We start from the raw sequence: 12203 nt of genomic DNA on the forward strand, positions 1-12203 counted from the left end.
GACCCGCGCCGGGCGGCCGTCAGGCGGCTGCCCGGCGCGGCTTTTCTCGGATTCATGAACGTCTTCGCCTACCTGGCCAGCAACTGGCCCAGAGTCCTCGAGCTGGCGCTGCACCATCTCGAGCTGTCGCTCTATGCCGTGGCGCTGGCCCTGGCCATCGGCGTGCCCCTCGGCGTGCTCTGCTATCTCGTGCGCCCGGTCGCGACGGTGCTGCTCAATGCCGTCTCCATCATCTACACGGTGCCGACCCTGGCCTTGTTCGGCCTGATGATTCCCCTGATCGGGATCGGCATCGTCCCGGCGATCACCGCCGTGGTGCTCTATTCCCTGCTGCCGATCGTGCAGAACACCTATACCGGCCTGACCGCGGTGGCACCTGAGATCCGCGAGGCGGCGAAGGGCGTCGGCATGAGCTCCGGCGGCCGGCTATGGCGGGTGGAGCTGCCGTTGGCGCTCCCGGTCGTCTCGGCCGGCGTGCGGGTGGCCGTGGTCAATGCGGTCGGCATGATGACGCTCGCGTCCCTGATCGGCGCCGGCGGGTTGGGCGACCTGATCTTCCGCGGCATCTCGACCCTGTCCTGGGCGCTCGTGCTGGCCGGCAGCGTTCCGGTGCTGGCGCTCGCGGCCCTTGCCGATATCGGGCTCAAGGCCCTGGAGCGGCGCCTCGCGTCATGGCAGGGCGTCGCATGAGCCTGTCGGATTATCTCCATTTCCAGGGAGACCTAGTGTTGCGGCTGGCCTGGCAGCATCTGCTGCTGTTCGGGCTCTCGATCCTGGGCGCCACGATCATCGGCGTCGGGCTCGGCATCGCCATCGCCCGCGTTCGCTGGATCGCCTCGATCGTGGTGCCGCTCGTCAATCTGCTGCAGGCCTGCCCCGAGGTGGTGCTGCTGGCCGTGTCGATCCCGCTGCTGGGGATCGGGTTCGAGGGCGCCTTGATTCCGCTCTTCGTCAAGGGCGTGCTCCCCATCCTGCGCAACACGGCGAGCGGCCTGGCCGGCGTCGATGCCCGCACCGTCGAGGCCGCCACCGGTATCGGCCTGACGCCGCGCCAGGTCCTGTTCCGCATCGAGCTGCCGTCGGCCCTGCCGGTGATCATCGCCGGCATCCGCGTGGCCGCGGTGATGCTGGTCTCCGTCCTGACGCTTACCGCCTATATCGGCGTCGAAAGCCTGGGCACGCTGATCGTCCAGGGCATCGCGCGCATGGACCCGACGCCCCTGATCCTGGGATCAGCCCTGACGGCGCTCCTCGCCGTCGCCATCAATTACCTTCTGATCGGCGTCGAACGCGCCGCCGCCAACCGTCTCCGCTGAGGATAGCGCCATGGCTCAAGCGATCGAGTTCCGACATGTCAGCAAGCGGTTCGACCATGGCGGCCTTGCCGTCGACGATCTCTCCTTCCGGGTCGAGGCCGGCAGCACCATGGCCCTGGTGGGACCGTCGGGTTGCGGCAAGACGACGAGCCTGAAGATGATCAACCGGCTCGTCGAACCGACCAGTGGCGAGATTTCGGTGGGCGGGCGCTCGATTACGTCGATGGGTCTGCTCGAGCTGCGTCGCTCGCTGGGCTATGTCATCCAGTATGTCGGGTTGTTCCCGCATATGACGGTCGCCGAAAATATCGGCGTGGTGCCGCAGCTCCTGGGATGGCCCAAGGCGAAGATCGCGGCTCGGACCGACGAGCTGCTGGATCTCGTGGGGCTGGCGCCGAAGGATTATCGCGGCCGCCGGCCCCGGGCGCTGAGCGGCGGGCAGCAGCAGCGCGTCGGCGTGGCGCGCGCGCTGGCGGCCGATCCGCCGGTGCTGCTGATGGACGAGCCGTTCGGCGCGCTCGATCCGATTACCCGCGACCGGCTCCAGGACGAGCTGATCCAGATCCAGAGGAAGCTGCGCAAGACCATCGTCATCGTCACGCACGACATGGACGAGGCCGTGCGGCTCGCCGACCGCATCGCGGTCTTGCGCGCGGGCAAGCTGATTCAGCTGGGCACGCCCGCCGAGGTCCTGGCGAAGCCGGCCGACGATTTCGTCGCCGACCTGCTGGGGCGCGATCGCCTGCTCAAGCTGCTGCGAACGACGCCCGTGACCAAGGTGATGCAGCCGGTCGGCAGCGGCGAGGCGGCGCGCATCTCGGAGCAGGGCTCGCTCGAAGAGGCGTTGCTTGCGATGCTGGCGGCGGGGCAGTCCCGTGCCGCGGTGTTCGGCGGCGATGGCGGCATCGTCGGCAGCGTGACGGCGGCCGACATCGTCAGCTCGGCAGCGCGCCGCTAGGTCGGTTCGCGTCGGCCTCGCGTACTAACAAATGTAAAGAAGAAATCCACGCTCACACGATTGACGCCGCCGCTGTTCCGGCGCGACGCTCAAGGTCGCTCGGGCGGCATGCTTCTCCACCGGGCGGACATTGCGACAGTCATGATTCACGCCCAGTGGCCTCGTCATGGTCGAGCACAGCCCTTCGGCCGAGCCCGTCGGCGCTGCCCCGGCGGCGGGGAGAGCGGCTGCCGATAAGCTGCCGGAAGCCTTCACCGTCGCCTCCGGCCATCTGTTGGGCGGGCGGATGAAGCAGGCCGAGGCCGCCTGCCTCGATCTCGTGAAGGCCTATCCCGGCAGCGCCAAGGCGTTTCAGCTTCTGGGCGACGTGCTGCAGCGTACCAGCCGCGCCGAAGCGGCGCTGCCGCATTTCGAGCGAGCGCTGCAGCTCAATCCGAAGTTCGCCGATGCCCATCTGGGCCATGGCAATGCGCTCTATCAGCTGGGGCGCTACGAGGCGGCCGCGGCGGCGTTTCGGCACGCTCTGGCGCTGCGTCCCGGTTTCGTCGAGGCCTCGCACAACTTGGCCAGCACCCTGCGGGCGCAAGGCAGGATCGCCGAGGCCATCGTCCAGTTCGAGCGCACGCGCGAGCTCAGCCCGGGCTGGGCGATCGTCCATTGCAATCTGGGTCACGCCTTCCAGGCCGCCGGCCAGACGGAGAATGCCGCCGCCGCCTTCCGGCGCGCGCTGGAGCTGAAGCCCGACCTGATCGAGGCGCTCAACAATCTGGGGCTCGTGCTCGCGGAGATGGGAAAGCCGGCGGAGGCCGAGGCCTGCTATCGCCGCGCCATCACGCTCAAGCCCGCCTATGTGGTGCCCTACAACAACCTGGCGAACCTGCTGACGGCGCAGGGCCGGCGCAAGGAGGCGATCGCCTATTACGAGCGGGCCTTGCGGGTGGATCCCAACCTGCCCGAGCTTCACAACAACCTGGGCAATGCGCTGAAGGATCGCGGCCAGGTCGACCGGGCCGAGCAATGCTACCGGCGCGCGATCGAGCTCAGGCCCAACTTCGCCGCCGCCCACAACAATCTGGGCAGCGTGCTGCAGATCATGGGCAAGATGGAGGCGGCGCGGACCGCCTATCGCCGTGCGCTCGCGATCGAGCCGCAATTCGCCGAGGCCTACAGCAATCTCGGCAACACCGTGCGCGAGCTCGGGCGGCTGCAGGAGGCCGAGGAGGCCTACCGGCAGGCGCTGGCGCTCAAGCCGGACAGCACCGAGGCCCTCAACAATCTCGCGACCGTGCTCAAGGATGGCGGTCAGCTCCACGAGGCCGCGAGCCTGCTGCGCCGGGCGCTCGCCTTGCGGCCCGATTTCGTCACGGCGCATCACAATCTCCTGATGACGCTGCAGTACGATCCGGAAACGACGCCGGCCGAGCTGCTGGAGGCGCATCGGGCGTTCGACCGGCAGTTCGCCGCACCGCTGCTCCCCACCGTGCTTCGTCATCGCAGCGAGCCCGATCCCGGGCGCCGTCTTCGGGTCGGCTATGTCTCCGGCGACTTCGCGCGTCATCCGGTCGGGCATTTTCTCTCGCGGCTGCTGCCGGCCCATGACCGCTCGCAGGTCGAGCTCTTCGCCTATTCCGACCGGCTGGGCGAGGACGAGATCACCCATCGATTGCGCGATGCCTGCGACCAGTGGCGGCGCATCTTCGAGTGGAGCGATACCGAGCTCGTGGAGCGGATCGCGGCCGACGGCATCGACATCCTGGTCGATCTCTCCGGCCACACCGCCGACAATCGCCTGTTGGCCTTCGCGCGCAAGCCGGCGCCGGTTCAGGCAACCTGGGCGGGCTATGTCGGCACCACGGGAATGACGGCCATGGATTATCTCATCGCCGACGAGCGCGAGGTGCCGCCCGGCTGCGAGGGCGAGAGCGTCGAGACGGTGGTCCGGCTGCCGAGCTGCTATGTCTGCTACGCGCCGCCGACCTACGCGCCGGATGTGGGAGCATTGCCCGCGCTCGATGCCGGACATGTGACCTTCGGCTGCTTCAACAATCTCTCGAAGCTCAACCCGTCGGTCGCGGCCCTCTGGGCCCGGCTCCTCAACGGCCTGCCGGGGGCGGTGCTGGTGCTCAAGACCCACCAGCTCGACGACACGAGGCTGAAGGCCCATGTCGCCGATCTCTTCGCCACACAGGGGCTCGATCCGGACCGGATCCGCTTGTTCGGCAAGTCGCCGCATCGCGGCCTGCTGCAGGAATATAACCGCATCGACATCGCGCTCGATCCCTTTCCCTATTCGGGCGGCTTGACGACGCTGGAGAGCCTGTGGATGGGCGTGCCGGTCGTCACCAAGCAGGGCGATCGTTTCGCGGCCCGGCACAGCGCCTCGCACCTGACGGCGGTCGGCCTGGAGGATCTGGTGGCACCCGACGCCGACGGCTATGTCGAGATCGCCCGCCGGTTGGCCCTGGACCTGCCGCGCCTGGACGCCTTGCGGCACGGGCTGAGGCCTCGGATGGCGGCGTCGCCCGTCTGCGATGGCGCGGGCTTCGCGCGCGATCTCGAGGCGGCCTACCGGCGGATGTGGCGCGACTGGTGCGGGAGACAGGCGTCACGGGGGCAATCATGAGCGCTGCGACGACCGAGCCGATCTTCTCGTCCGACACGGCTGCCTTGCTGGCGCAGGCCGCGCATCAGATGCGTGGGGGTTTTCTGACGCAGGCGGAGGACCGGCTTCGGGCGCTGCTGGTTCTCGATCCGGACCACCCCGAGGCGCTGTGCCTGATGGGCGACGTCCTGCTGCGGACGGGGCGGTACGACACCGCGGTCCGCTTCTTCGAGAAGGGGATCGAGCGCCGATCCGGCAATCCGGAAGCCCATGTCGGTCTCGGCAATGCCTGGTTTCAGCTGAAAGCGTTTGGTGCGGCCGCGATACAGTACCGCCGGGCGCTGGCGCTGCGCCCCGATTTCCCCGAGGCCGGGCACAACCTCGCCAGCACGCTGCATGCGCTGGGCCGCTCGACCGAAGCGATCAAGGAGCTCGAGCGGATCCTGGACCGGAATCCGGGCTGGCCGGTCGGACATGCCACGCTCGGTCGGTTGCTGCTGGCGGCGGGGCGCTTGGCGGACGCAACCCGCTGCTTGCGGCGAGCGCTGGAGCTCCAGCCCGACTCCGCCGCGCTGCTGTCGGATCTGGCGGGAGCCTTGAAAGGGCAGGGAGAGCGCCGCGAGGCTGAAGATTGCGCCCGCCGCGCGATCGCGCTCAAGCCCGATTTCGTCGAGCCCCTCAATACGCTGGGGACTCTCCTGCTTTCTTCCGGCCGGCATGAGGAAGCGGCGGCTGCCTTCGAGCGCGCCATCGCCATCGATGCCACGCGGCCCGAGCTGCACAACAATCTCGGTAATGCGCTCAAGGAGCGGGGCGATCTCGAGGGCGCCAGGGCCTGCTATCAGCAGAGCCTGGCGCTTCGTCCGGATTTCGCCCCCGCCCACAGCAATCTCGGCAACGCGCTGCAGGATCTGCGCCGGTTCGACGAGGCTTATACGTCGTACCGGCGCGCGGTGGAGATCGACCCGCGCTTCGACGTGGCCTGGAGCAACCTGGGCAATGCCGCCCGCGAGCTGGGCCGGCTCCAGGAGGCCGAAGAGGTCTATCGCCAAAGCCTGGCCTTGAATCCCGGCAATGCGGAAGCGCTCAACAATCTCGCGAACGTCCTCAAGGACGATGGCCGCCTGGAGGAGGCGCTGGCCTGCCTGCATCGCGCCCTGGCGCTCAAGCCGGATTTCAGGACCGCCTACCACAATCTGCTCATGATCATGCAGTACGACCCGACGATCCCACCGGGACAGCTGCTCGAGGCGCATCGGGAATTCGACCGGCGGTTCGCGGCCCCCCTGGCCGCGCTGCGCCGCCCGCATCGCAACGCACCGGATCCGGAACGCCGGCTGCGGCTGGGCTATGTGTCCGGCGATTTCGGGCGCCATCCGGTCGGCTATTTCATGATGCCGGTGTTTCCCGCCCATGATCGCGGCCAGGTCGAGCTCTTCGCCTATTCCGACCGGCTCGGCAGCGACGAGATCACCGACGCGCTGCGCGCCGGCTGCGATCATTGGTGCCGGATCGGGGATCTGGACGAGGCCTCGTTCGCGGAGCGTGTCGCGGCCGACGGGATCGACATCCTGGTCGATCTCTCCGGCCATACGCCGCGCAACCGCCTGCTGGCCTTCGCCCTGAAGCCGGCGCCGGTCCAGGTCACCTGGGCGGGCTATGCGGGAACCACAGGCATGTCCGCGATCGACGGCTTGATCTCCGACGCCGAGGAGACGCCCCCGGGCGCCGAAGGCGAGAATGTCGAGGAGACGCTGCGGCTGCCGCAGGGCTATGTCTGCTACGGGCCGCCAGCCTACGCGCCGGAGGTCGGTCCCTTGCCGGCCCTCGAGGCCGGCCATCTCACCTTCGGCTGCTTCAACAACCTGGCGAAGATCAACGGCCCGGTCGTGGCGCTCTGGGCCCGGCTGCTGCAGCGCCTGCCGGAAGCGCGGCTCGTGCTGAAGACGCTCCAGCTCGACGAGCCGCGGCTTCGGGAGCGTCTGGCGGATCGGTTCGCCGGGCAGGGCGTCGATCCGGCACGCGTGAGCCTGCTCGGCCGCTCGCGGCATCCGGGGCTCCTGGCGACCTATAACCAGATCGATATCGCGCTCGACCCCTTTCCCTATTCGGGCGGCTTGACGACGCTCGAAAGCCTGTGGATGGGGGTGCCGGTGGTGACGAAGCGGGGCGACCGCTTCGCAGGACGCCACAGCAGCTCGCACCTGACGACCGTCGGCTTGCCGGCGCTCGTGGCCCGCGACGCCGACGAGTATCTGGAGATCGCCTGCGGCCTGGCCGGGGACCTTGGCCGCCTGGCGGCGCTGCGCCGCGAGCTCCGGCCGCGCATCGCCGCTTCGCCTCTCTGCGACGGCCCGCGTTTCGTCCGCGGCCTGGAGAGCGTCTATCGCCGTCTCTGGCGCCGCTGGTGTGCGTCTAACCCGCCGGAGACGCTGTTTCGCCGGCCATCCGCGCCGACATCGCATCGTCGAGATTGAGCAGGCCGTTCCAATGGCGGCTCGAGGCGATCTGCGCCTCGATCGCGGCGAGCCAGCCATTGGCTCGCCAGGCTTCGCGCGTGGCGTCCAGTAATGAGGCGAGGCGGGCGGGATCGATCGTGCGCAGGCCCTCCATGCAGCTGCGCGTGGCGATGCGCGCCGGCGCGGCGTTGCGCAGGGGCATCAGCAGGCCGCTCTGGGACAGGGTCGTTCCGAAATCGTCCGCCTGCCTCAAGGCGGCGCTGACCCGCGAGCAGAATTCCAGCCGTTCGCGGCAGAGCGCCGTCATCTCGCCGCGATCGAAGAGTTTGCTCGGGGCCGACGGCGAAAGCTGGGTGGCGGTCTCGTCGATGCCGAGGATGAGCGTGTCGGCATTGTCCTTGCTGACGATGGTGATGAAGGGATAGCGCCGCGCCGCCGCCGGGATATAGGCGCCGGCGCGCCAGTGGCCCGAGGCGTCGACATGGAGGTTGCTGTCGGCCATGGCGCCCAGAACGCAGAGGGGGCGCGGCGGATTCATGGCGGCGAAGACGATGGGGTAATGGCGGGCGGCAGGCGCCAGCTCGCTGATTCCGAGCGGAACCAGCGGGGTCGAGGCGGCGAACCCGTAGTCGCCCTCCTGCAGGCCGAGCTCGGCGTGGGCGAGGCGGGAGAGCGGCGCGATCTTGCGGAAGAAGGGAGGCAGCCCGAGGGGACCTGCGCCGGGCGTGGATCTCATCGCCGGCGAGCGCCGGTCGGCGAATTCGGGCAGGCGGAGCTTGATCTGATGATCGGGCGCGCCGGGCCGGTCCTGCATGTTCATGCCGCGGTAATAGCGCTTCTGCCAGCGTTCCTTCTGCTCGGGCGAGCCGGTCACGTTGAGCCGGTCGCCGAACGAGGTACGCTCCCGCGACCAGCGCTCATAGTCGGCCTTGAGCGACGGGTCGTCGGCGATGTCCCGCACTTCCGCAGCCACGCCGTCGAGGACGCCGCGCTGGACCGGGAACAGGAAGCAGAACGGCTCGCCCGCCTCGAAGGAGACCCAGTGCCGGGCCCGCGTGAACTTCCAGTTCATGGTGAAGGTGTAGGGCGCCCAGTCGGTCTCGATCACGCCGCTCAAGGCCGCGATCCCGTCCTTGGGCCGGTTGACGGGGCCGGTGACGAACAGGTTCCAGCCCGGCTCCGTGCGGAAGATGCCGTGGAGATGGAAGGTCAGCACGCCATGACCGAAGAGGCTGGTCGGCTGCAGCAGCGGTTCCGCGTCGCTTCGGATATCGATGGCGCCGGGCTCGGCGCCGCCGTTCCAGCAGGCGCTGAAGGCGGCGGGCGACAGCAGCTCCCAGCCATGAGCGTTGGCGATGTTGAGCGGCAGGCAGCGATAGGCGAAGGCCTGCGCGGTCTCGTCCATCCAGGGCCGCGTCGGCGATGCCGGTTGCGGCACGCCGCTGAGAGGGTCGGTCGCGAAGTAGGACAGCTTCATCTTGCCTGCCAAGCCCTGCTCGCACGAGGGAAGCCCGCGGTCCGCATTTAGCGACAAATCCGACGGCCGAAAAAGAGGAAACGAATCAGGCCGTCGACCGCTGCGGATGCATCCGCCGAACGGCGGTGCCGGGGCGGGTCCGTCCGCCATGATCGCCCCACCGCGTTCCGGGGTCATGATGCAGTTGCGAAGAGACCGGCTGCTGTCGCCCCAGGGATCGAAAGCTGACCAAAACTCCACAATCCGCTGCGGTGGGTTGCGGCCGCCTCACCAGCCATGGGCTGTTCTGCCGCGATATGTGGCGGTTAAGCAGCAGGCGGATGAATTTACCACTTTCTAACATTGTTTAAGGCTGGCCCCCGGAGGCACGGGCAGAGTTGCCGCTACCGACTTGTGTCCACAACCGAGAACGGGGAGCCACAATGAAGAAAATCCTATACATGGGAGTGGCTGGCTGCGCGCTGTTGATCGCCAATGCGGCCTCGGCGGACGTGAATATCCTAGCGAACATCAACAAGACCAAGGATATCACCGTCACCGAGTGGATCACGATCTCCAAGACCGTGAACCTCACCGCCGTGGTTGACATCACGCCCGGCAAAGCCGCCGAAGCGACCGGTATCGTCAACCAGACGAACTACGACAACGAGGCCTGCGGCAACTGCGCCGAGAAGATCGATGCCATCATCGATTCGATCGACGGCAACACCGGCCTCGTCAACAACAACCAGTCCGCGGGCAACATGAACAACCAGGGCAACGCCGTTTCCGTTGCCTGGGATCTGGATCGCCCGCCGGGAGCACCGCCGCCGCCGCCGCAGGTTCCGGCGCCGGGCCGCAGCGGTTTCGCCAACTCGTCGGCGGACGTCGACCAGAAGAACGGGTCCTTCTCGCCGGATGAGTCGACGACCGACATCCAGGCCGCGGCTGTGTTGGGGGATCCGAACATCGTCGACACGATCAACCTGCTGTTCCGCGACGCGATCATTTCCGGGTCGATCAACAGCAACACGGGCGTGGTTCAGGTCAACCAGTCGGTCGGCAACATGAACAACCAGGCGAACCAGTTCGTGCTGGCGGTCAGCTTGCTGGGCGACAGCCAGCAGGGCGGCGTGGCGCTGTCGGAAGCCGATCTGGGTCAGGTGACCACCGGCAACTACGCGCAAGAGTCCGACAACGTTCCGACCAGCGACGACACCACCCTGGTGGGGATCAACAAGAATACGACGATCGAGAATTCGATCAGCTTCAACACCGGCGTGATCGGTGTGAACCAGTCGGCGGGCAACATGTCGAACCAGGCCAACAACGTCTCCGCGGCGGTGGTGGTGGTCGGCAGCGGCAGCCCTCCGGGCGCACCGTAAGAGGAAGGAGAACCAGTCATGAAAAAAGCTCTTCTCGCGACTGCCGGCTCGGCGCTCGCCCTGGTGCTGCTTTCCTACAGCATGCCGGCCTCGGCGGACGTCGACGTCCATGTGACCGTCAACAAGACGAAGGACATCACCGTCAGCGAGTTCATCACGATCTCGAAGACGGTGCTGATCGACGTCACCACGAACGTCACCTATCACTCGGCGGCGGAAGCTGACGCGATCGTGAATCAGACCAACAACGACAACACGGTCACGCACACCGTCATCCAGCTGAAGAACGCTCCGGACTCCGACGAACCGCCGCCGGAACAGCAGCTCAACAACTTCGGGCTGCGCAAGGTGGCGTCGATCACCAACTCGATCAACACCAACACCGGCATCGTGAACGTCAACCAGGACGTCGGGAACATGAGCAATCAGGGCAACCAGGTCGCCCTGGCGGTCTCGACCCCGGCGAACACCGGTAACCAGAACGCGCGGCCGGTGCTGACCAACTCGCAGTCGGAATCGGATCAGTCCAACTACGACAACCATGTCGTGGAGATCGAGCATCCGAATCCGGAGACCGACTTCTTCACCAGCCCCTACAACGAGTCCGCGTCGATCGACGGCTCGATCAACGGGAACATCGGCGTCGTCAACGTCAACCAGAACGCCGGCAACATGAACAACCAGGCCAATTCCGAGGCCCTGGCGGTTGCCCTCGATCTGGCTGGCGTGGCCCTGTCCGAGGCGGCCCTGGGCCAGGTGAACACCGACAACGCCGGCAGCGACGAAACCGGCAGCGGATCCGCCGGCGTCTTCGAGGCCGGGGTGAACAAGCTGGCTTCGGCGACCGGCTCCCTGAACGGCAACACCGGAATCGGTGGCGTCAATCAGTCGGCGGGCAACATGGCCAACCAGGCCAACACCTTCTCGCTCTCGTTCATCGACGCGGGCGGCGGTGTCGGTTTGGTCCCATGAGCCGATAAGCGGAAAGGAGACAGACCATGAAGAAAGCTCTCTATGCGACCGCCGGATCGGCCTTGGCTCTCGTCCTGCTTGCTGCCAGCGCGCCGGCCTTCGCCGACGTGAACGCCTTCGCCACGATCAACAAGACGAAGGACATCACGGTCACCGAGCAGATCACGATCCACAAGACGGTCACCATCTTCGTCGGCACCCAGTTCACCGACCGCGACATCACGGCCGCGGCCGAGGCGGATGCCCTGCTGAACGTGACCAACAGCAACAACAAGGTGGACGGCCAGGACATCAATGTCGACGAGGACGGGAATCCGGTGTCGGATCACGGCGATCCGCCGGGCACCGACTACCATATCCAGCTCTCGGCCGTGATCGGCGGCGAGGAAGGTGGTTCCGTCAACAATAATATCGGCGTCTTCGGCTTCAACCAGGACGTCGGCAACATGACGAACCAGGGCAACGCGGTCTCCGTTGCCGGTATCTCGAACCTGCCGGCCTTCGCGAATTCCCAGGCGGAAGCCGATCAGTCGAATACCGACAACAGCTCGTATGACTTCGAGCGGATCCGGTCAGCCGAAGACGGTCATGTCCTCTCCTTCGAGGACATCCAGGCCGATCACGATCCGACGTCGTTCCAGGTCGGCAAGTCGACCCTGATCGACGGTTCGATCAACACCAACACCGGCGTGATCAACGTCAACCAGAACGCCGGCAACATGAACAACCAGAACAACGGCGTGGCACTTGCCGTCGGTCTGGGCGCGCTGGTGGCGCTGTCGGAAGGCGCCCTCGGCCAGACCAATGCCGGCAACTTCGTGAGCGAAGTCGAGACGGTGAAGACCGATACGATCTCCGATTCGATCAACGGCAACACCGGCATCGTCAACGTGAACCAGTCGGTCGGCAACATGAACAACCAGGGCAACGTGGTGAGCCTCGCGGCCGTGGCCTCGGGCGCCATCATCGCGTCGCCTCCGCAGTAACCGGACCTGATTGGGGGAGGGAAGACGATCGTTTTCCCTCCCCTCGACTTCTCGAATTCCTCTACGCCA

The 12203-nt window shown here is 66.9% G+C and carries 9 protein-coding genes; 8 read left to right on the forward strand and 1 reads right to left on the reverse strand.

Annotation, left to right across the window (positions count from 1 at the left end):
* The first annotated feature begins 54 nt into the window (after positions 1-54).
* From FRZ61_RS09565 to FRZ61_RS09585, 5 genes are all read left to right on the forward strand, one after another.
* Positions 55-690, forward strand: coding sequence for an ABC transporter permease (locus FRZ61_RS09565; RefSeq protein WP_225309194.1), 636 nt, complete (start codon positions 55-57; stop codon positions 688-690).
* Positions 687-1316: an ABC transporter permease gene (locus tag FRZ61_RS09570; RefSeq protein WP_191909370.1), complete on the forward strand. Its 630-nt coding sequence runs from the start codon at positions 687-689 to the stop codon at positions 1314-1316. The genes FRZ61_RS09565 and FRZ61_RS09570 overlap by 4 nt, the downstream gene beginning before the upstream one ends.
* Positions 1317-1326: 10 nt before the next feature.
* On the forward strand, positions 1327-2274 hold the full coding sequence (locus FRZ61_RS09575; RefSeq protein WP_151116961.1) for an ABC transporter ATP-binding protein: 948 nt from the start codon (positions 1327-1329) through the stop codon (positions 2272-2274).
* Positions 2275-2440: 166 nt separating this feature from the next.
* The gene (locus tag FRZ61_RS09580) at positions 2441-4897 is read left to right on the forward strand and encodes a tetratricopeptide repeat protein (RefSeq protein WP_151116963.1); all 2457 of its coding nucleotides are present in this window, start codon (positions 2441-2443) and stop codon (positions 4895-4897) included.
* On the forward strand, positions 4894-7353 hold the full coding sequence (locus tag FRZ61_RS09585) for a tetratricopeptide repeat protein (protein ID WP_151116965.1): 2460 nt from the start codon (positions 4894-4896) through the stop codon (positions 7351-7353). The genes FRZ61_RS09580 and FRZ61_RS09585 overlap by 4 nt, the downstream gene beginning before the upstream one ends.
* Here FRZ61_RS09585 and FRZ61_RS09590 read toward each other — a convergent pair.
* Positions 7292-8824, reverse strand: coding sequence for a DUF6065 family protein (locus FRZ61_RS09590; RefSeq protein WP_151116967.1), 1533 nt, complete (start codon positions 8822-8824; stop codon positions 7292-7294). The two genes, FRZ61_RS09585 and FRZ61_RS09590, sit on opposite strands and share 62 nt — an antisense overlap.
* Before the next feature lie 410 nt (positions 8825-9234).
* Here FRZ61_RS09590 and FRZ61_RS09595 point away from each other — a divergent pair, with 410 nt between their 5' ends.
* The 3 genes from FRZ61_RS09595 to FRZ61_RS09605 are packed head-to-tail and all read left to right on the forward strand — an operon-like array spanning position 9235 to position 12134.
* Positions 9235-10176 carry a hypothetical protein gene (locus FRZ61_RS09595; protein ID WP_151116968.1) on the forward strand — a complete coding sequence of 314 codons (942 nt, stop codon included), beginning with the start codon at positions 9235-9237 and terminating at the stop codon, positions 10174-10176.
* Positions 10177-10194: 18 nt separating this feature from the next.
* On the forward strand, positions 10195-11148 hold the full coding sequence (locus tag FRZ61_RS09600; protein WP_151116970.1) for a hypothetical protein: 954 nt from the start codon (positions 10195-10197) through the stop codon (positions 11146-11148).
* Positions 11149-11174: 26 nt separating this feature from the next.
* On the forward strand, positions 11175-12134 hold the full coding sequence (locus FRZ61_RS09605) for a hypothetical protein (RefSeq protein WP_151116972.1): 960 nt from the start codon (positions 11175-11177) through the stop codon (positions 12132-12134).
* Positions 12135-12203: the final 69 nt, after the last annotated feature.

This window comes from Hypericibacter adhaerens (assembly GCF_008728835.1).
Lineage (GTDB): Bacteria > Pseudomonadota > Alphaproteobacteria > Dongiales > Dongiaceae > Hypericibacter > Hypericibacter adhaerens.